This window comes from Verrucomicrobiota bacterium, from assembly GCA_016871675.1.
Lineage (GTDB): Bacteria > Verrucomicrobiota > Verrucomicrobiia > Limisphaerales > VHCN01 > VHCN01.
This window is the reverse complement of record VHCN01000064.1, coordinates 1-19943: the sequence shown is the minus strand read 5'-3', so window position 1 is coordinate 19943 and position 19943 is coordinate 1. Positions and strand designations below refer to the sequence as shown.

The following is a 19943-nucleotide window of genomic DNA, read 5'->3' as shown; positions in this document are numbered from 1 at the left end:
ACCGTTTCGAACATCCCGGTGGTGCTCCGGATGCCGCAGACCAAGGCGTTCTACGCGGGTGCCTCGGTGAACGTGCTGCGGGCGGACGCGCTGGCGGCCGCGCGGACTTTCGACGCACAGAATGGCGGCACGGGCGCGTTCAACCCCGACCGGTATGACCTCGACACGGTGGCCTTCAGCAACATCAACGGGGCGGCCTACGGGTTTGCAGGACTGGCGACGCTCGGTGGCAAGGGCATGTGGGTGAATGGCGCGTTCGATCTCCGCGTGCTCGCGCACGAACTGGGCCATAACTACGGCTTGTCGCACGCGAACCGGTGGGATGTGACGGGGACGGATCCAATCGACCCGAACGGGACGCACAACGAGTATGGGGACAATTATGACATGATGGGGGCGAATAATTTCGACGAGTTCCTGCATTTCAATGAGTGGTTCAAATCCTACCTGCTGTGGATTCCCGCGGGCACGGGCTGGCGATCGGCGAGCACGGGAGGCGTCTACCGTATCTTCCGTCACGACTCGACGCTGGTGAGCGGGGTGCGCGCGGTGACGATCGGACAGCAGTCGGATCGGGCTTACTGGCTCGGCTTCAGGCGGGCCGATCCGACGGACACGTTCCTCAGCAACGGTTTGGAAGTCCGGTGGGGCATGCAGCCGCCGGGGCTGTCCTCGGACATGACGCAAGGGAGCCGGCTGCTCAACATGACGCCGGCGGTGGCCAACTTCTCGCAGCACGCGCTGCCTCTCGGACGCACGTTTGGCGACACGAACATCGGGTTCTTCATCACGCCGACGACGATCAGCGGCACGTTTTCGAACGAGTTCATCGACGTCAACATCTCGTATACAATCCCGCCGCCGACGATCACGACGAATCCGGTGAGCCAGACGGTGCTCGTGGGCGGCAGTGCCACGTTCAGCGTGGCGGCGTCGGGCGCGGGGCCGTTTACGTTCCAGTGGTTTTTCAACGGCACGTTTCTGCCGGGGGCGACGTCGTCGAATCTCACCCTCAGCAACATCACGACGAACCAGGCGGGGAATTACACGGTGTCGGTTGCGAATGCGGCGGGCTCCGTCGTGAGTTCGCCCGCCGTGTTGACGGTGCTGGTGCTGCCGGCGATCACCGCGCAACCGCAAAGCCAGACCGTCGGCTTCGGCTCCAACGCCACCTTCACGGTCACGGCCACCGGCACCGCGCCGTTGCGCTACCAGTGGGACTTCAACGGCTCGATCATTCCCAACGCCACCAACGCCACGCTGGTGCTCACGAACGTGCAACTCGCCCAGGCCGGCAATTACAGCGTCGCCGTCACCAACCTCGCCGGCGCGACCAACAGCGCCGTCGCCGTGCTCAACGTCACCGGCGGCACCGGCCCTCCCGTGATCGTCCAGCAGCCTTCAAGCCTGATTCTGCCGCCCGGCCAGACCGCGAATTTCTTCGTCGGGGCGACGGGATTGATTCCGCTCACCTACCAGTGGTTTCAAAACGGCGTGGCAATCCCGAACGCGACCAACAGCGCGTTGTCACGAGTCAACATCTCCCCTGCGGACGCCGGGATTTACAGCGTGTTTGTGGCCAACACCCTCGGCACGGCGACCAGTTCGAACGCCTTCCTGACCGTTGGCGCTCCGCCGACCCTGTTCATCACACCTTCCAACGTGCTCGCATCGCTCGGCGAAAATGTGACGTTCACCTTCACGCCGCCGAATGGCACCATTGACATCCAGTGGTTTCGCGGCCCCGCGCCGGCACCGCTCCCCGGACCGTCGCCCATCGCAGGCGCGACGAACTCCACACTCACCTTGACCAGCGTCACCGTGACGAACAGCGGTCCGTATTCCGTGCAAACCAGGGGCTCCTACGGCCATGCCGCATCCACACCGGGAGGCGACGCCGTTCTCACCGTGGTCCCCTTCGTCCTCACCGGCAGTCCTTCACCCGTTGCCCACTGGCGGTTCGATGAAGCCGGTGGACCCGTGGCGCTCGATTCGGCGGGCAACAACCACGGCCTGCTCTCGGCCACGGGTGCGGCATTCGTCACCAACGGCATCCGCGGGAATGCCCTCAGCCTCAACCGCGCGGCGGGCGGCTTCGTCAACGCCGGGCGCGTGCTCGACTTCACCAACACACCCTTCACGATCGTCGCCTGGTTGAAGCTGACCACCAACGACACGCAGAACGTGGTCGTGGTTGGCAAACGCACGCCTGGCGGCGCCGACGGCTACGAACTCGGCGCGAACGTGTCGCAAGTCCCGGCCTCGCCCGCGCCCATCACCATCGGCCAGACCAACCGCGCCCGGTTCCATGCGGGAGCCCCGACCACCACGCCCATCTCGACAACCGCGGTCACCGACGGGAGCTGGCATCAATTGGTCGCAAGCTATTTCCCGCCCGTAGTGCCGGGCCTCCCGGGCCTCAAGCTCTACGTGGACGGCGCGCCAGTCGAAGGCGCTGCCACCAATGTGACCATCGCGGGCAGTGCGGCGGACTTCCTGTTGGGCGGCATTTCGACGGTCACGGGGCCGGCGAGTGCGCTCGACGGGTTGCTCGATGATGTGCAGGTTTACAACCGCACGCTTAGCGACTCGGAAATCGATTTTCTATTCCAAAACCCCGGCCAGCAGGCGCAGAACGCGACGAACGCGACGGTGCAGGCGCCGCTCATCATGATGCAGCCGCAGGGGCTCACGGTCAGTGTCGGCACCCCGGCGTCGTTCGTGGTCTCCGCCGTGGGCGCGGCGCCGCTGTCTTACCAGTGGCTATTCAATGGACTCCCCATTCCGGGGGCCAAAGCGAGCAACCTGGTTCTTGCCGCGGCGCGGCCTTCCGACGCAGGCCCCTATCGCGTGGCGGTGTTCAGCACAGGCGGCATGGCATTGAGCGCCGATGCTCCGCTGGTCGTGATCGAGCCACCGGTCATCATCTCTCCACCCCAGAGTCAGACGGTCGCTGCCGGCAGCACGGTCACCTTCGACGTCGCCGCGGGCGGGACTGGTCCGCTCAACTACATCTGGCGCAAGGGCGGGCTGAACCTGAACGCACCCTCACTCCGCACCCTCACGCTGCCCAACGTGCAGCCGGCCGATGCCGCATCGTATGATGTCGTGGTCTTCAACGCCGCGGGCGCGATGCTCAGCCCGGCGGCCACGCTCAGCATCCTCGGTGCGCCGGCCATCAACGTCCAACCCGCAAGCCAGTCCGTCCTGCCCGGCGCGACCGTCACGTTCACAGTTGGCGCCACCGGCACCGCGCCGCTGGCGTATCAGTGGCGCAAGAACGGGGTGAACATTCCCGGTGCAAACGGTTCGTCGTTCCAAATCCCCGGTGTGTCCGCGTCGGATGCCGCGGCGTATTCCGTCGTGGTCAGCAACGGCGGCGGCACCGTCACGAGCCAGAACGCCCTGCTCGGACTTGTCGGCGCGCCGCTCATCACGGCGCACCCGGCTTCGATCAACCTGCCCGCCGGCCAGAATGCGTCGTTCTCCGTGACCGCCACCGGGACGGCACCGCTCGCCTACCAGTGGTTGTTCGAGGACTCGCCGCTGCCCGGCGCGACGAACGCCGCGCTCGTCGTTTCCAACGCGAGCGTCGCCAGCGAAGGGAGCTACCGCGTGGTGGTCACCAACAGCATCGGCTCGGCGTCCAGCTCCGCCGCAGAACTCACGGTGACAATCGCACCGGTCATCCTCCAGCAACCCCAATCGCTTTCCGTTCCGGCAGGTGCCACCGCCGTGTTTTCCGTGGTCGCGCTCGGCACGGCGCCGCCGCTCACTTACCAGTGGCGGCTCAACGGCACGAACCTCGCCAACGCCACCGGTCCGTCCGTCACCATCCCGAGCGTGTCGCCGGCCAGCCTCGGTTTCTACTCTGTGGTCGTCACCGACGGCCGCGGCACGGTGGCCAGCGGGCCAGCGCAACTCAGCCTCGGCAACGCCAACCCCGAAGTCATCCTTTTCGACGGCTCGACCGTCACCAATTTCCACCCGCGAGGGTTCCCATCCCTGCCGGTTCAGTGGCAGATCGTCCCCACCAACGCGCTCGAGGTTGCGCCCGCCACCGGCGACCTCGACTCGTTCGCGCTCTTCAATGACTTCCAGCTCCACGTCGAGTTCCGCACCGAGTCGCCGCCGAACATTTTCCAGAGCGACGTGGGCATCCACCTGCAGGGCCGATACGAGGTGCAAATCCGCGAAAGCTTCGGGCAGACGACCCTCGACAGCACGAACTGCGGCGGCATCTTCGGCGTGCGCGCGCCAGATGTGAACGCCTCGTTGCCGCCCGGCCAGTGGCAGAGCTTCGACATCACGTTCCGCTCCGCGCGCTGGAACGGAAACACCAAGATCGCCAACGCGCGCGTGACCGTCATCCACAACGGCGTGCTCGTGCAGAACGACGTCGAGATCCCGGACCGCACCTTCAACGCGGATTTCGAGACGCCCACGCCCGGTCCCATCCGGCTCATGGGCGGCATCCCGCGCGTCCAGTATCGCAACGTGCGGGTGACGCCGCTCGACGTGCCGCCGGTGTTCCAGTTCGCGACCGCCGCGGGAAGCGTGGGCGACGACTTTGTCCGCGGACTCGCGCGCGACCCGTCCGGAAACCTCTACATCGCCGGCGCGTTCAGCGGCTCCGTCACGCTGGGCAATGTGACGTTCAACACCGCGGGTGGGCGCGACATTATCGTGGCCAAGCTCGACGCCGCCGGAAACGTGATCTGGGCGCGGCAGGCGGGAGGCGCAGGGGACGACTTCGGGCACGGCGTTGCAGTGGACAACGCGGGGAACGTATTCCTCGGCGGCTCGATTCAGTTCACCGCGCAGTTCGGCACGACCACAGTGACGAGCACCGGGCAGAGCGACGGCTTCCTCGCGAAGTATGACGCCGGAGGCAATCTCCATTGGGTCCGGCGCGTCGGCGGCGCCGGCAACGACGCTGTTTACGCCGTCGGCACGGACGACGCCGGCAATGCGACCATCGCCGGCGACTTCTCGGGCACGGCGAACTTCGGCGCACTCGTGCTGGTCAGCGCGGGCGGGCTCGACGGTTTTGTCGCGCGCTTCGATGCCGCGGGCAACCCGATGTGGGCCGTCCGCCACGGCGGCGCCGGCGACAACAACAATCCCGGCCTGCGCGTCGATCCGACCGGCGTCGCTTATGTCGCGGGCTCGTTCCCGAACACGGCCACCTTCGGCGTGACGACGCTGACGAGCCGCGGCTCCAACGACGCGTTCGTCGCGAAACTCGACAACACCGGCGCGTTCCAGTGGGCGCGGCAATTCGGCGGTCCGGGCGACGACCAGGGCAACGACGTGGCGTTCGGTCCCGGTGGCGCGGTGCATCTCGCCGGGCGGTTCCAAGGCACGGTGACCAACGGCACGAACGTCCTCACCACCACGGGCGGGAACGAAATCTTCCTCACAAAACTCGACGCCGCCGGGTCGGTGTTGTGGACGCGACAGGCGGGCGGAATATCCAACGACGTCGCGTTCGGCGTCGCGGCGGATGGCGCGGGCAACGTGTTCGTCACAGGCACGATCGGCGGCCCGGCGACCTTCAGCAGCACGCCGGTCGCGAACGCCGGGCTCGATGACTTGTTCATCACGAAGTTCGACGCCGCCGGCGTGATCCAATGGGTGAAGACTGCGGGCGGCACACTCGCCAACTCAGGCCACCGCGTCGAGACGGACGCCGCCGGCAACGCCTACGTCGCGGGCGATTTCTCCGGCGCGTGGTCGCTGGACAGCTTCCCGCTCACAGCCGGTGGCGGATCCGACTTCTTCATCACCAAGGTCGGCAACGCCATTGCGAACACCGTCCCGCCCGCCATCGTCCTGCAGCCGCAAGGCCGAGCCGTTGCGCCGGGCTCGCCCGTCACTTTCGCCGTCTCCGCCACGGGCACGCAACCGCTCGCCTACCAGTGGAAGCGCAACGGCGTGGACATCGCGGGCGCAACCGTATCCACCTACTTCATCCCCGTCGTGCAACCCGGCGATGCCGGTTCCTACAGCGTCATCGTCTCGAACGCCGCCGGCGCAGCGCTCAGCGCACACGCCGTGCTGACAATAATCGGCCCGCCGTTCATCACGCTCCAGCCCGTCCCAAGCCAGCTCGTCAATCCGGGCGAGACGATCACGCTCACCGTCGCGGCGACGGGCTCCGACCCGCTGACTTTCATCTGGCGGCGTAACGGCACAAACCTCAACGCCCCGTCGCTCCCCTCGCTCGTGCTCAACAACATCCAGCCCGCGGACGCCGGCACTTACGACGTGACCATCTTCAATACGGCGGGCGCGCTCGTCAGCGCCACGGCCACCATCTCGGTGCGGCCCAACCCCGTCGTCACCGCATCTCCCGCCCCGCAGACCGTCGCGCTCGGTGGCACCGCGGTCTTCTCGGTTTCAGCCGCCGGCACGGGCGCGCTCAACTTCCAGTGGCGGCGGAACGCGCAGCCCGTTGCGGGCGCGACCTCCGCGACTCTGACGCTGAACAACGTGCAGGTCGCCGACTCCGGCACCTACGATGTGGTCGTCACCGACACCATCGGCGCAGCCACCAGCGCGGGCGCGCAATTGGCGGTGCTCATCCCGCCCGCGGTGGTGGTCAACCCGCTCGCGCAATTTGCCGTCGCGGGCACCAACGTGCAGTTTGCGGCGCAGTTCTCCGGCAACCCGGCGCCCGGCTACCAGTGGTTCCGCAACAGCGCGCCCGTCGCGGGCGCGACGAACGTCACCTTGCTGCTCACCAACGTCACGACCAACCTTGCCGGCATCTACACGATCGCCGCGACCAACCTCGCCGGCGGCGCGACCTCCGCGCCCGTGCAACTCGCCGTCGTCACCAGCATGGTGTTGCCCCCGCCGCCCACGCCGAACGCGCAATTGAAGACCAACGGCTTCGCCTTCAACGTCGCCCTCGAACCCGGCCGCATCTATCGCGTCCAGGCCTCCACGAACTTTGTCACGTGGACCGACATCGGGTTCGTCGTCGGCAGCGGCGGGTTTGTGCAGTCGTTCATCGACCGCGCGGCCTCGAACCGCCCGAACCGCTTCTATCGCGTGGTGACCCCGTGACGCCCGGCCCGCGCAGGATTGCGCGTTGACTCATCCCGCGCTTTCGGGCAGTTCTATCCGCGAGCCCGCACCCGAAGATTGAATCTCGAACGGATGCGGGCGCCTTTTTGCCATGCAGCCCAAACATCTCGTCATCCCTCTCCTCCTGCTCCTCCTCGCGGCGCCCGCGCGCGCGCAGAAAGTCCCCGTCGCCGAGCGCACGCTCCCCAACGGCATGAAGCTCCTCATGGTCGAGCGCCATGACGACCCGTCCATCGCCGGCGGATGGGTCGCGCACGTCGGCAGCGCGAACGAGCGGCCCGGCATCACGGGCATCGCGCACCTCTTCGAGCACATGATGTTCAAGGGCACTCCCGCGCTCGGCACGAAGGATTACAAGAAGGACCTCGAGATCATCGCCGCGCAGGAGCGCGTGCGCGAGGAGATGCGCCGGGAGGACGTGAAGATGCGAGCGATGCTGCGCCGCGGCGAGATTGATGACCTGCTCAAGCCCGAGAACAAGACGCCGCGCTACCGCGAACTGGACCGCGAGTTCGCCGACCTCATCGCGAAGCAGCGCGAGATCCTCGTGAAGAACGAGTTCGACCGCATCTACACCACCGGCGGCGGCTCGGGCATGAACGCCTTCACCACGCCGGACATGACGGGCTACTTCATCACCGTGCCCGCGAACAAGCTCGAGCTGTGGATGTGGATGGAGAGCGAGCGCCTGCTGCGGCCGGTGTTCCGCGAATTCTACGCCGAGCGCGACGTCGTCTTCGAAGAACGCCGCATGCGCACCGAGGCCACGCCGCTCGGCCGCGTCGAAGAGGCCTTCGAATCGCTCTTTTGGGAATCGCACCCGTATTCGTGGCCCACGGTCGGCTGGCCGAGCGACATCCCCGCCATCTCCAAGGCGCAGGCCGACGAGTTCTTCGCACTCTACTACGCGCCGCAAAACATCACGCTCATGCTCGTCGGCGACTTCAAGGCCGCCGACGCCGAGAAACTCGCCGCGCAATACTTCGGCCGCATCCCGCGCGGCAGGGCCGACGCGCCCGATGTCGTCACACTCGAGATCAAGCAGGCCGGCGAGAAGCGCCTCATCGCCGAGGCCGACGCGAACCCAAGCGTGGACATCCTCTGGCACACGCCCGCCTTCGGCCACAAGGACACTTACGCGCTCACCGTGCTCGGCTCCGTGCTCTCGGGCCGCACCGGCCGCCTCTACAAGGGGCTCGTGCTCGGCTCGAAGACCGCGACCGAGGTGTTCGCACGGCAAGACTCGCGCAAGTGGGCGGGCGTCTTCAACGCCGGCGGAGAATCCAAGGACGGCCACACGCCCGAGGATGTCGAGAAGGGCATTTACGCCGAGCTCGAAAAGCTCAAGACCGCCGACGTGCCGTCCGAGGAATTGCAAAAGGTGAAAAACAATTTCGCCGCGAGCGAATACCGCCGGCTCTCCGCGAACATGCCCATCCTCATGCAGCTCATCCGCACCGATGGCCTCGGCGACTGGCGGGAGATCAACGAAGCCGGCCCGAAAATCCAGGCCGTCACACCCGCGGATTTGCGCCGCGTCGCGAACACGTATCTCACGAAGGAAAACCGCGCGGTCGCCATCGTCACGCGCAAGGCCGGCAAGTCGACTGCCCCGGAGGATCCGGACCTTGCGTCACTGCCCGCGGAACTGCGCGCCCCGGCGAAGCAGGCTGCGGCGCAATTGAAGAATGCGACCGACGTCGCCCAGCTCAAGCAAAGCCGCGCGGCGCTCGAATCGCGGCTTGGGAGCGTGACGGACGAAAAACAAAAAGCCATGTTCACGTTCATGCTCAAGAAAGCGACCGAGCGCATCGCTGAGCTGGAGAAGAAGTAGGAGCACAGTCGACAAACCCTTTCCCATGAAACTCGAAGCAACGTCCACGGTGGTTGCAACCAGTCTGTTCGCGGCCAGTTCATTGCTTGCCGCCGACATCCCCGACCGGCCGGAGAAACTCAAGTTCCCGCCGCTCACTTACGAGCCGCCCCGTGCCGCGGACTTCCGCGTGCAGCTCAAGGCCGGCCCCGTTGCCTACGTCGTGCCCGACCGCGAGCTGCCGCTCATCCACATCGCCATCACCGTCCGCACCGGCGACTACGTGCAACCCGCGGGCAAGGAGGGACTCGCGGACCTCACCGGCTACCTGCTCGCGCGCGGCGGGATCAAGTCCAAGTCCGCCGAGGAACTCGAGGAACGCCTCGCCCTCCTCGCCGCCGGCCTGAGCAGCAGCGTCGGCGACACACAGGGCTCCGTCTCGCTCAACCTGCTTTCCAAGGACCTCGATGAAGGCCTCGCCCTCCTGCGCGAGGTGCTCACCGCGCCGCGTTTTCAGGACGACAAGGTCCTGCTCCGCAAGCAGCAGATTCTGCAGGACATGAATCAGCGCAACGACCAGTCCGCCGCCATCGAGCAGCGCGAGCGGCGCTTCCTCAGCTACGGCGAGAACTTCTGGGTCAACCGTCACGCCACCGCGGCCTCGATTGATTCCATCAGCCGCACCGACCTCGAGGGATTTCACAAGCGCTGGTTCCACCCGGCGAACTTCGTCGTCGCGGTCAACGGCGACTTCGACCGCAGCGCGATGCTCGCGAAGCTCGAGGCGCTCTTCGCCAACTGGCCCTTCAAGGGCGAAACGCCGCCACCGGTGCCGTCGGACGTCGCGTTCGCCAAGCCCGGCGTTTACATCGTGAACAAGGAAGTCAACCAGGGCCGCGTCTCGCTGCTCATGCCCGGCATCACGCGCGACCATCCGGATTACTTCCCGTTGCAGGTGATGAACGACATCCTCGGCGGCGGCGGCTTCACGTCGCGCCTCGTGAACCGCGTGCGCTCCGACGAGGGTCTCGCCTACTCGGCCGGCTCGGCGGTGCCGGCGGGCACGTATTACCCGACCATCGTCGTCGCGGTGTTCCAGTCCAAGTCGCGCACCGTCGCCTACGCCACCTCGATCATGGTCGAGGAAATGCGCCGCATCGCGACCGAGCCCGTCACCGATGAGGAACTCAACACGGCCAAGAAATCCTACATCGAGACGTTCCCGCGCACCTTCGCGACCAAGTCGCAAATCGCGGCCACATTTGCCGGCGACGAGTTCAGCGGACGCTTTGCGAAGACCCCCGACTACTGGAAGACCTACCGTGACAAGGTCAGCGCAGTCACCAAGGACGACATCGTGCGCGTGGCCAGGAAACACCTCGCCCTCGACCAGCTCGCCGTGCTGATCGTCGGCGACAAGAAGGAGATCTTGCTCGGCCACCCCGACCATCCCGTGAGCCTCGAATCCCTCACCCGCGGCAAACTCACCGACATCCCGTTGCGCGACCCGTTGACGATGAAGCCGCAGAAGTAGGCGGCGCCACGCACACGCAGGGCGGGTTCAGAACGGCAGGAAACGGAGCGAACGAAGGCTGGCATCTTCCGCCGCGCCCGAACTTCCCCTTCACGCATCACCCGTTCCCCGATACAACTGCCCCGTGCCCGAGCCGTCCATCCTCACCACCGTCGTCGGCAGCTACCCCGTGCCCGCGTGGCTCGCCGCGTTCCCCACCACGCCCGCCCTGCGTGACGCCATCCTCGTCGTGCTGAAGACGCAGGAACTGTGCGGGCTCGACGTGATTTCCGACGGCGAACTCTCGCGCTTCAACACCAGCCATCCCGAGACCAACGGGATGATCGAGCACTTCATCGCGCCGATGAGCGGCATCACCACCGGCCTCACGCGCGCGGAAGCCGCGGCGTTTCGCGCGCAGCAAGGCATGGGCTTCCGCGCCCGGCCCGCGGGCGTCGTCCGCGGCCCCGTGGACGAGGGCTCGCTTGATCTTCCCGCGCAGTGGGCCTTTGTGAAGGGCCTCACGCCCCGGCCGCTCAAGTTCACCTTCACCGCGCCCTACATGCTGGCGAAAACGCTGCTCGACGAGCACTACCGCGACGTGCGCGCGCTCGCGATGGCGCTCGCCGAGGTGCTGCGCCGCCAGGTCGCGGAGATTGACGCGCCGGTCATCCAGATGGACGAGGCCAACCTGCCCGGCCACGCCGCCGACGCCGCGTGGGCGCACGAACCGCTCAACCACGCCATGAGCGGCGCGCGCGGCGCGAAGGGCCTGCACCTGTGCTTCGGCAATTACGGCGGACAAAGCATCCAGCGCGGATTCTGGCGCGACCTCGTGCCGTTCCTCAACCGGCTCAACGTGGACCACCTCGTCCTCGAATTTGCACGGCGCGGTTACGACGAACTGCCTGCGTTCCGCGACCTGCGCCCCGGCGTCGCGCTCGGCGTCGGCGTCATTGACGTGAAGGACAACGAAGTGGAGACCGCGGACGAAGTCGCGCGCCGCATCGGGCACGCCGTCTCCGTGCTCGGCGCGGAACGCGTGAAATGGGTTCACCCAGACTGCGGCTTCTGGATGCTCCATCGCAGCGTGGCCGACCGCAAGATGTCCGCGCTCGTGGCGGGCAGGGACAAGTTTCTCGGGACGCGGTGAGGCAATCGATCGGGCGCGACCCCGCATCACCTCGCCCCAAGCGTCGGGTTGTTCGCCCGCGTGTAGATTGCCTGAACCACTGTGATGTGCCGTTGCGCGAAGGCCGCTTCGCAGTAGCCAAGGTAGTAGTTCCATTTGCGCGCGAACCGCTCGTCGAACCCCCGCGCGCGAACCTCCGGCCACCGCGCGTTGAACTGCTCGCGCCACGTCCGCAGCGTCCGCGCGTAACTCAGTCCAAGGTCTTCGAGGTGGTGCAGGAAGAGGTCGCCCGTGCGGTTCAGCGCCACGTTCACGCGGCCCACCGACAGCAGCAGCGAGCCGGGAAAGATGTGCTTCTGAATCCAGTCCACGCCGCGCCGCAGTTCGTCGTAGCGCGAGTCGGGGCACGTGATGTATTGCAGCCCGAGCAGGCCGTCGCGCTTGAGCAACTCGTGGCACTTCGCGAAGTAAGTTTCCAGGTAGCGGTCGCCCACGGCCTCCAGCATTTCGATGCTCGCGATCTTGTCGAACCGCCCCGTGACGTGCCGGTAATCCTGCAGGCGGATTTCCACGCGGTCCGCCACGCCCTCGCGCGCGAAGCGCCCGCGGGCGAACTGAAACTGCGCCCCGGAGATCGTCAGCGTCGTGACGCGGCAGCCGTAGGTCTTCACCGCGTGGCACGCGAAGCCGCCCCAGCCCGAGCCGATTTCCAGCACGTGATCCGCGGGCTTGAGCCGCAGCTTGCGGCACAGCGCGTCATACTTCGCGACCTGCGCCTGTTCGAGCGTCAGTTCCGGCGACACGAAGTGTGCGCTCGAATACGTCATGGTCGGGTCGAGCCACAGCGCGTAGAAATCGTTCCCGAGGTCGTAGTGCTCGCGGATGTTGCGCCGGCTCGTCGCCACGGAGTTCGGCCGCAGCACGTGGGCGGCGCGATTCACCGCGCGCAGCAGGTTGAACATCAGCGGCCGCGCGCGCGAGCCGGACATCGCGGGCGCGGCCTCGACGTTCGTGATGAACCACGCGATGACCGCGGTGAGATCGTCCGTGTCCCAATCGCCGTCTACGAACGCCTCGCCAAACCCGATGTCGCCGTGCAGCACGCAGCGCTTGAAGAACTCCGCGCTCTGCACGCGGATGACCGCGGTCACGTGCGCGCCCGGCTCGCCGAAGAAGTGCGCCGAGCCGTCGGGAAGTTCCATGCGCAGCCCGCCGCGCCGCATCTGCGCGAACGCCCGCAGCACAAGCCGCCGCCACAGCGACGGAGCGCTTCTTGTCGCCGCCAGAGGTTGCGAGGTGTCCGCCGTCGGGGCATCCGGCTGACAGCCCGTTCCACCCGTCCGACCCGGTTCATGTGGCGTCACTGGATTCATGGAGCGTGCGAAGGGGTGCTTTCGACCGGTGCAACTCCACCCGCGCGGCGCAGCGATTCATGCGGGCGCATCACGTCGCGTTGCAAATGCGGATTCGCCGCCTTGCGGTGCCACGGCACGTTCTTGAGCCAGAGCCGCAGCGCATTCCAGTGGATCATCGAGATGACCTTGAGCGTGACCAGCGGGCACTTGAGCGTCTGCCACGCGAGCTGCGCGTCCGTGAGCGGCACGCGCCGGCCCGCGAGCGTGGTGAGCAGCACGCGGCGGCCGTCCTCGCGGTCGTCAATGTGAATCTCGAGCGACTCGCCCGGCACGCGGAGCTTGAAGTCGAACACCAGGTCGAGCGCGAAGAACGGCGAGACGTAGAAGTGCTTCGGCACCGCGCGCCGGAACACGCCGTCGGGCTGGAGATCCTCGCGCCGCAGCAGGAAGGGCTTCATCTCGCGGAACGTGTTGCCCACCTCGGCCACGGCGCAGAGCGGCGCGCCCGCGGCGTCGGCGCAGAAGTAGAACGAGACCGGGTTGAAGACGTAGCCCATCACGCGCGGCAACGTGAGAAGCTGGATGCGCGCGTCCGGCGGCAGCGTGACGCCCTGCTGCGCGAGCCACGAAACTACATTCTCCTTCACCGGATTTGAACCACGAGGGCACGAACGCACGGAGGGAACGCCCTGGTCAGGATTCTCTTCGTGTCTGTGTGCGTTCGTGGTCTTCAGCACTGCCGCTGAAAGGTGGTCTTCATCGCGGAACGAGTAGAGGTTCGCGCGGTTGCGGCTGAAGAAGCGGAGGCGCGCGGCGACTGCATCCAGTTCGTCGAGGTCGAGCGCGAAGAGGAAGATCTTGTAGCGGAACTGGTGCTCCTTGGGCGCGAGCCGGTGGTGCATCACCGAGCACTCGAAGAGGCCGGAGCGGAACGGAATCGCACCCGCCCCGGGCGTTGTTTCCTGCGCCACCGCAGGAAACGTGGGCGCGAGTGAGCCGCGTGGCGTCTCAGATGCCGAACCCATCCCGCAGCCCGCCGCGAGGGCGCGATTGGCCGCACCCGATGGCGGGCGCGCTCTCCAAGCCTCGCTGGGACTCACGTCCAAATCCTCTCACCGGTGAGGGCGCGGCACAAGTCCAGCGCGGACGCGAGCGCGTCCTCGTGGAAGCCATGTTTGAAGTAGCTGCCGCAGAAATAGACCGCCTGCGACGGCGAGCGCTGGTTGAGCTTCGGCAATTCCGCCTGCGCGCGAATCGCGCCGAGGTTGAACAGCGGATGCTCATACTCGATGCGGCGCAGCACGCGTTCCGGCGCGATGAGGCCGGGCGCGTTGATGGAGACGAAGTAGTTCTCGTGCTCGCTCACGCTTTGCAGGCTGTTCATCCAGTAGATCGTCGAGGGCGCGACGCGGCCCGCGGCGCCGTGCTCGATGCGGTAGTTCCATGAGGCCCACGCGAGGCGGGCGCGCGGCATCACCGAGCCGTCCGTGTGCAGTGTGGCGAGGTTCTTCTGATACTGAAACTCGCCAAGCAGCGCGCGCTCCGGCACGTCGGCGTCCGCGAGCAGGCGCAACGACTGGTCCGCGTGGCACGCGAGGATGACCTTGTCGAAGTCCTCGCTGCGACCGTCCGTCGTGGTCACGCGCGCGCCGTTTGCGAGGCGTTCGACGCGCACGACAGTCGAGCGCAGGCGGACGCGTTTGCGCAGCGGTGCGACGATCTTCTCGACGTAAGTCTTCGCGCCGCCCGAGACGGTGCGCCACGGATGCTGCGTGTGCAGGCCGAGGAAGCCGTGGTTGTGGAAGAAGCGCAGCAGCGTTGTGGCCGGAAACTCGAGCATTCGCTCCGGCGGCGTGCTCCACACAGCGGCGCTCATCGGCACGAGGTAGAAGTTCAGGAAGTCATCGCCGTAACCGCGTTCCGCCACGTAGCGGCCGAGCGTGTGGTTCGCGAACGCAGGATCGTCCAGGGCGACGGCTGCCTCGCCATTGAAGCGGTTGATTTGCCGCAGCATTCGCCAGTAGCGCGGGCGAAGCAGATTGCGGCGCTGCGCGAAGAGGTGATTCACACTCGACCCGCAGAATTCCAATCCGCTCGGCACATGCTGCACGCTGAATGACATCGAGGTCGCCTTCGTCGCCACGCCCAACTCGCGGAAGAGGCGCGTGAGGCGCGGATACGTGACTTCGTTGAAGACCATGAATCCCGTGTCAATCGGCACCGCCCGGCCGGGTTCCTCCACCGACACGGTGTTCGTGTGGCCGCCGGGATAGTCATTCCGCTCGAACAAGGTCAGATCGAAGCGCGACTCGAGGAAGTGCGCGCACCCGAGCCCCGCGATGCCGGTGCCGATGATGGCGATGCGGGTCATTGAGAGGAACTAGGGCGGCCTGTCCGGCGGACAGCTGACATTGAGCAGGCGATGGGACGCGCGAGAGGCACGCGAATGACGAGGGACACACGACGAGTGCACTGGAGGTCTGCCGGTTCCATCGCGCAACGCGTCATCGACACACTGAGAGTCTAGCCGGAGCGCAGCCACCGAAGAAGCAATACTAGTGAGTCGAGTCGGATAATGTCGGGTGCCAGACGGGTGAGAAGAGCGGCTCAGAATGAGCATTTCGAACAAACGCTTGCACCGAAGATTCACTCTCGTATTGTTTGCGGCGCCGCGGCGGGGTAGCCAAGTGGTAAGGCAGGGCTCTGCAAAAGCCCCATTCGTCGGTTCGATTCCGACCCTCGCCTCCAGGTTTTGCCGCTTGCGCGGCAAGGAGTTGCGACAATCCGAGGGGCCACCTGTCAGTGAAGCCGTCGGTCAGGGGCGAGTGCAACGACCACTCTCCACTGCTTGGCAGAACTTCACGACCAACGGCCCACTACGGGTTAACGCGCGGGTGGTCGCCGGGGCCACGATTCATGGAAGAAAGACCGCATCATGAATCCGCAGTTCACCCTGTTCCGCCGAGGCAGCGTCTTCTACTGCCAGGACTCCAAGACCGGCAAGCAAACCAGCCTGCGCACCAAGGACAAGGCCGAGGCGCTCACGCTCCTCCATGCACGCAACGAAGCGGTGCGCCAGCCTGCGCTCAATATGCAGATCGCCCGCACGTATCTCACGGTGGCCGACCCGTTGAGCGTGTCGCGCACCTGGGAGCATGTCCTCGCTGAGATCATCCGCACCCGACAGGGGGAGAATCAGCACCGCTGGCGAACCATCGCCAAGTCGCGGGCGCTCGACCCGCTTCGTCCGCTCAAGCTGGTCGAGACACAGGCCGAGCACTTCCTGCGCGTGCTCGACGGCTGCAAGGTCTCCACGAACGTGTTCCTGCGAAGGATGCACAACTTCGCGCTCGACATGAACTGGCTTCCGGCGACGGTGATTCCCAAACGCCAGTGGCCTGTGGTCCGCCACAAGGAGAAGCGCGCCATCACGCTTGACGAGCATCGGCGGGTCATCGCCGCCGAGGTCAATCCCGAGCGCTGCGTCTTTTACCAGTTGTGCTGGCATCTAGGCGCCAGCCAGGGCGACCTTGCCGCTCTCACGGGCGAAGACATTGACTGGCAGAACAAGACGTTGAGCTTCTTCCGGCGCAAGACGGGCACGCCCGTCGTGCTCCACCTCGGGCCGGAGGCCTTGAGGCTGCTGGAGGACTTGCCGGGTGAGGGGTTGATCTTCCCGTATCTGGCCAGCGTGCGGCCCGGCGACCGTGCCACTGAGTTCCGCCAGCGTTGCAAGCAACTTGGCATCGATGGCGTCACGCTCCACAGCTACCGCTACGCGTGGGCGGAGCGGGCCAGGATCGTCGGTTATCCGGAGCGTTTCGCGCAGGAGGCCCTCGGGCACAACAGCAAGGCCGTGCATCGAGCCTATGCGAGGAAGGCCTTGGTGAAGGTGCCTTCGCTGGAGGAATACGAACAGCGTGCGGCCGAGAAGCTCACCGTTCTAACATAGGCGATTCTCCGTTCGATTCGGCCGCACCGAGCAGCACCGGATCGTCATTCGGCGCTCCGTTTCGTGTGGCATGGTGCTTCCGGGCGTTTTGCGTGCGCCAGTGTCCGCAAATCGCAGCCGTGACCCGCCCAAGCCACTTGACGTCGTCGGAACGCTCGATGACCTCGGAGGCCGCGAAGAACTTGGTGCCGTTCTGCGGCGGATTGCCCAGGGGCTTGAGCAGCCCGGCCGCGACCAGAACGGGCACGTCGTGCGGCTGGCAGTTCAGCACCCAAGCCGTCTGCTCGGCCGTCAGCCGCGACGGCACTCGTCCGAGCACTGAAAGAAACTGCCGTTGGTCTTCGCGCATTTGCAGTGCCCGAAACGTAACCCTGAGGCTTGACAAATCAACCGGAAAGCACACATTTAAGGCATACCTACGTTGCCCCATGCCTGCCCACTCCAAGAACCAGCACGTTCTGGCCACGTTGCGCCGCGGCCTCGCCCTCGGTCAGAAGGAACTGGCCGCCCTCGTCGGCCGCAGTAAGACCGCCATCCAGCGCATTGAGTTGGGCTCGCTCCTGCTCGGCGAGGAACTGGCGCGGCGGATCGCTCAGGAAACCGGCGTTGACCTCCGGTGGCTTTTGGCAGGCCATTACGAATCCGAGCCCATCGGTGCGCACGGAAGACGGTTGACCAGGGAGGACTTCGACCGGCACCGCATGTGGCGAAGCCAAAGGGTTGCCACGGATGCGGAAATGGGGCGGTTCGAACGATGGTCAAAGGGTTGCTCGGTCGGTCTGGCGGGTCAACGAACGCCGTATCACGCCACCATGGCAGAACGTCGCGAGCGCTTGGTCGCGGTCCTAGGGGTGTCATGGACCCTCGATGTGACGCGGAATGGCAAGCCGGTGGATCTTCCCAGCAACATGGACTGCAAGGCGATTGCCCGCCGCTTGGCAAAGGAAGAGGACAAGTTGTTTCGAAGGGCTCAAGCGGTGGAGGTGCTCGCGCGCGCGGATCGGTTGGTCCGCTCGGCGTTGGAGCACAAGGACTGCGACCTGATCCTGTGGCGTCTGGAGAAGCAACTGAATGAATTGGGCAAGAACCACGGACTTTGTGTCGACAAGCAGCTCAGAACCAATGGCTTATAATGGGTTCGAGTTGCGGGAAGGCGGCGACGGTTCACCCGAGCGACATCAGGTCGAATTGGTGTCTGTCCACGGCTTGACCGGTCGGTGCGGTAAAGCGGAGGTTCGGGACGGCTTGCAACGTCGCTCCATTCCTTTGGCATCATGATCCAGTTGATGAACTAGACGGACACACCTGCGGCCGGTTCTCGTTCGCTCGGTGACCTCGACGGCGGTTCCACGGGTTCCATGGAGTTTTCATGGGAGTTACATGGAGTTTCCATGGATTCCAATCGTGTTTCGACGTCCGCCAGCGCAGATCGTCCGTGGATCGAGACAGGACGCCATGTGCGCAGCCGCAAGTCGTGAATTGAATCTTCTGCGTCGATCGACCGTGCGACGTAACGGGCACAACCGCCGACCGTTTCCTGCACCACGCGCATGTCATCGTTTTCACCGGCGAGAGCTACCGGGTGAAGGACGCGTCCAGACCCTCCCGCCCTGCGCTGCGCTGAATGAAAACAGCGAAGGTTGGGCTGAGGAAAACTGGGCTGGGAGAGCAAAGAAAACGCTGCCCGCTCAAAGTGAAGGAGTCGCTTTCTCGCGATTCCTTCTCTTTTAGCTGTGGGTGGGCGGATGAAGGATTGACGTGCGAATCACTAGCTGGTTTTTAACTGCTCGGTGACACGACATGGTCATCATTGATGACATGGGGTTGAAACAGTTGCCCAAAAACTCCGGCGAATACCTGCTCGAAGTGGTGATGCGCCGCTACGAGAACCGCTCGACGATCATGACCAACAACCGGCCGCTGGAGGAATGGGGCAAGCTCCTCTCCGACGTGCCCACGGCCGGCGCGATCCTCGACCGCTTTCTGCACCACGCGCAGGTCATCGCCATCACCGGGCGCAGCTACCGCGTGAAGGAAGCGCCCGGGATCACCCAGGAACCCAAGAAGGGCCGGAAATCAAACGAACCGCCCGCCGCCGGGCCCGCGAGCTGAGGGCTCGCAGCTCGGCCCCGGCTCGTTCTACCTCGCGGACACGTCGCCGGTGGTCGCCGCAGAACCAAACCACGAAACCTTGAACCCAAACCCAATCCTGTTATGAAGTCCTCGCCTCAGACTGGCCGGTTTTGAATCGCGAAACCCTGGCCGGTTTTCATTCGCTCGGTGACAGGGATGCAGAGGTTTCAAAAATCGTCAGCCGATTGATATTGGCCCAATCGGGATGAGAATGAGGGGTGCAAGAGGCGAACCGCCGGGATGAGTGAAAGGTGAGCCAGGTCATTTCGGAGATCGCGCAACCAACAAACAAATTCACAGATATCGCGTAGGCCTCGGCTGTTGTGTCGATCCAATTGGTCCGCAATGTGATTCAACTCCAAATCTTCTACGCGTTCTATCTGCCCAAACGTCGTTTTCCAAGGAATTTTGAAAAGATGCATTGCCCCATAGGCCTTGAGCAGTGATCGACGATGACGCTCCAGAAGTGGAAAGAGAGTCATAACTTGAGCGTTCCATACGCGATAATCAAGTGCTTCTCGGCAACCTGCCAATGCAAGCCAGGCAGAGTGAACGCGGGGGGCACTCTCAAAGTGCTGGCGGATGCCGCGACGAAGGGCGGGGGCGGATTTGGGATCTTCATCGGGCGACCAACCTCTTGCAGTGGCAATTTCCGAAAGCCAGGACGAAGGCTCAATAAGTTCGGCCAACGTTCGCGATGCGCCCGCAGTGCAAACATCTGGATCCCAGAGTGCGAGTTCAGCCAGCAGGGAGACAGTGAGGCTGCGCTGCCAGTGCGCTGACTTTGCCGACGCAAGCAAGCCGGCTGAGAACAAGCGAATGTCGAGTCCATCTATGCGGTCGGACCAGTCGTGAACGCTCAATAGATTGGCCGGTCTGGGCGCATGATCGGCCAGAGTGCCGGTGATGGTAGTTATGAAAAGTGTTCGCTCGGCCATAGAGCACTGTCG

The 19943-nt window shown here is 65.2% G+C and carries 11 protein-coding genes, 1 tRNA gene and 1 pseudogene; 8 read left to right on the top strand and 5 right to left on the bottom strand.

Annotated elements, in window-relative coordinates; all coding sequences use genetic code 11:
* From FJ386_12335 to FJ386_12320, 4 genes are all read left to right on the top strand, one after another.
* Positions 1-7074, top strand: a 7074-nt coding sequence (locus tag FJ386_12335) for a DUF1080 domain-containing protein (GenBank protein ID MBM3877490.1), incomplete at its 5' end; no start/stop codon positions are given.
* Positions 7075-7186: 112 nt separating this feature from the next.
* A complete protein-coding gene (locus FJ386_12330; protein ID MBM3877489.1) occupies positions 7187-8929 on the top strand; it encodes an insulinase family protein in 1743 nt (580 codons plus the stop codon).
* A gap of 25 nt (positions 8930-8954) precedes the next feature.
* On the top strand, positions 8955-10442 hold the full coding sequence (locus tag FJ386_12325; GenBank protein ID MBM3877488.1) for an insulinase family protein: 1488 nt from the start codon (positions 8955-8957) through the stop codon (positions 10440-10442).
* 124 nt (positions 10443-10566) lie between these two features.
* Entirely contained in the window at positions 10567-11574 is a 1008-nt protein-coding gene (locus FJ386_12320; protein ID MBM3877487.1) for a cobalamin-independent methionine synthase II family protein, read from the top strand.
* A 26-nt stretch (positions 11575-11600) separates the two neighbouring features.
* Here the strand turns inward: FJ386_12320 and FJ386_12315 are convergent, their stop codons facing one another.
* From FJ386_12315 to FJ386_12305, 3 genes are all read right to left on the bottom strand, one after another.
* Positions 11601-12926, bottom strand: a complete 1326-nt coding sequence (locus tag FJ386_12315; GenBank protein MBM3877486.1) for a class I SAM-dependent methyltransferase — start codon at positions 12924-12926, stop codon at positions 11601-11603.
* Complete coding sequence (locus tag FJ386_12310) at positions 12923-13846, bottom strand: DUF1365 domain-containing protein (GenBank protein MBM3877485.1); 924 nt, start codon at positions 13844-13846, stop codon at positions 12923-12925. The genes FJ386_12315 and FJ386_12310 overlap by 4 nt, the downstream gene beginning before the upstream one ends.
* 158 nt (positions 13847-14004) lie before the next feature.
* Positions 14005-15279, bottom strand: a complete 1275-nt coding sequence (locus FJ386_12305; protein ID MBM3877484.1) for an NADP transhydrogenase subunit alpha — start codon at positions 15277-15279, stop codon at positions 14005-14007.
* Between the two features lie 302 nt (positions 15280-15581).
* Between FJ386_12305 and FJ386_12300 the strand changes: the two genes are divergently transcribed.
* Positions 15582-15656, top strand: a tRNA-Cys gene (locus FJ386_12300).
* A 187-nt stretch (positions 15657-15843) separates the two neighbouring features.
* On the top strand, positions 15844-16860 hold the full coding sequence (locus FJ386_12295) for a hypothetical protein (protein MBM3877483.1): 1017 nt from the start codon (positions 15844-15846) through the stop codon (positions 16858-16860).
* On the opposite strand, the gene FJ386_12290 is transcribed toward FJ386_12295, so the two are convergent.
* A complete protein-coding gene (locus FJ386_12290) occupies positions 16844-17209 on the bottom strand; it encodes a hypothetical protein (protein MBM3877482.1) in 366 nt (121 codons plus the stop codon). The genes FJ386_12295 and FJ386_12290 overlap by 17 nt on opposite strands.
* 79 nt (positions 17210-17288) lie before the next feature.
* On the opposite strand from FJ386_12290, the gene FJ386_12285 reads away from it, so the two are divergent.
* Both FJ386_12285 and FJ386_12280 read left to right on the top strand, forming a co-directional pair.
* Positions 17289-17993, top strand: a complete 705-nt coding sequence (locus tag FJ386_12285; GenBank protein ID MBM3877481.1) for a helix-turn-helix domain-containing protein — start codon at positions 17289-17291, stop codon at positions 17991-17993.
* 664 nt (positions 17994-18657) lie between these two features.
* Positions 18658-18891, top strand: a pseudogene (locus FJ386_12280) (transposase).
* A 269-nt stretch (positions 18892-19160) separates the two neighbouring features.
* Here FJ386_12280 and FJ386_12275 read toward each other — a convergent pair.
* On the bottom strand, positions 19161-19931 hold the full coding sequence (locus FJ386_12275) for a hypothetical protein (GenBank protein MBM3877480.1): 771 nt from the start codon (positions 19929-19931) through the stop codon (positions 19161-19163).
* Positions 19932-19943: the final 12 nt, after the last annotated feature.

Coding starts and splice junctions, on each gene's coding strand:
- FJ386_12330 (MBM3877489.1), top strand. CDS start 7,187: ATGCAGCCCAAACATCTCGTCATCCCTCTCCTCCTGCTCCTCCTCGCG.
- FJ386_12325 (MBM3877488.1), top strand. CDS start 8,955: ATGAAACTCGAAGCAACGTCCACGGTGGTTGCAACCAGTCTGTTCGCG.
- FJ386_12315 (MBM3877486.1), bottom strand. CDS start 12,926: ATGAATCCAGTGACGCCACATGAACCGGGTCGGACGGGTGGAACGGGC.
- FJ386_12305 (MBM3877484.1), bottom strand. CDS start 15,279: ATGACCCGCATCGCCATCATCGGCACCGGCATCGCGGGGCTCGGGTGC.
- FJ386_12295 (MBM3877483.1), top strand. CDS start 15,844: ATGAATCCGCAGTTCACCCTGTTCCGCCGAGGCAGCGTCTTCTACTGC.
- FJ386_12290 (MBM3877482.1), bottom strand. CDS start 17,209: ATGCGCGAAGACCAACGGCAGTTTCTTTCAGTGCTCGGACGAGTGCCG.
- FJ386_12285 (MBM3877481.1), top strand. CDS start 17,289: ATGCCTGCCCACTCCAAGAACCAGCACGTTCTGGCCACGTTGCGCCGC.
- FJ386_12275 (MBM3877480.1), bottom strand. CDS start 19,931: ATGGCCGAGCGAACACTTTTCATAACTACCATCACCGGCACTCTGGCC.